Annotated in this window: 1 protein-coding gene; it reads left to right on the forward strand. The window is 65.4% G+C overall.

The window, feature by feature from the left end; genetic code table 11:
- A partial coding sequence (locus tag EAH77_RS25035) for a transposase (RefSeq protein WP_206664904.1) occupies positions 1-508 on the forward strand: 508 nt, incomplete at its 5' end.
- Positions 509-624 lie beyond the last annotated feature (116 nt).

The raw sequence follows: 624 nt of genomic DNA on the forward strand, positions 1-624 counted from the left end.
GTTGCGGGTCGATCCGTGGGACACCGCGTTCGTCGACCTGTCCGGAATTCAGGGACTCCTCGGGCAGAAGGCGGGGCGCACCACCGCGGCGGTGATCGCCTGGCTCACCGCCCGTACACCCGAGTTCCGGGAAGCAATCGAGTACGTGGCCATCGACCCCGCTGCGGTCTACGCGGCCGCGGTCCGCACGGAGGGGTTGTTGCCGAACGCCACGCTGGTGGTCGACCATTTCCATCTGGCACAGCTCGCGAACCTGGCGCTGACCAACGTTCGCCGGCGGGTCACCTGGGAACTCAAGGACCGCCGCAGCGGCAAGGTCGACCCCGAGTGGGCGAACCGTCGCCGATTGCTCACCGGCCGGGAACGCCTGTCGGACGAGAACTTCGTCAAGATGTGGAACGCGATCGTCGACGAAGATGCGATCGGTCAGATCTCATCTGCACACATCGCGAAAGAAGAACTGCGGACGCTGCTTCGACGGTGCGGGTCGGTGGGGACCCGCACCTGACTCGCCACCGGTTGCACCGGTTTCTGACCTGGTGCTTCGACTTGAATATCCCCGAGCTGCTCACCCTGGCCAAGGCGATCGATGCGTGGTGGCCCGAGATCAACGCGTTCGTGCTG

This window comes from Ewingella americana, from assembly GCF_006438725.1.
GTDB classification, from domain to species: domain Bacteria; phylum Pseudomonadota; class Gammaproteobacteria; order Enterobacterales; family Enterobacteriaceae; genus Ewingella; species Ewingella americana_A.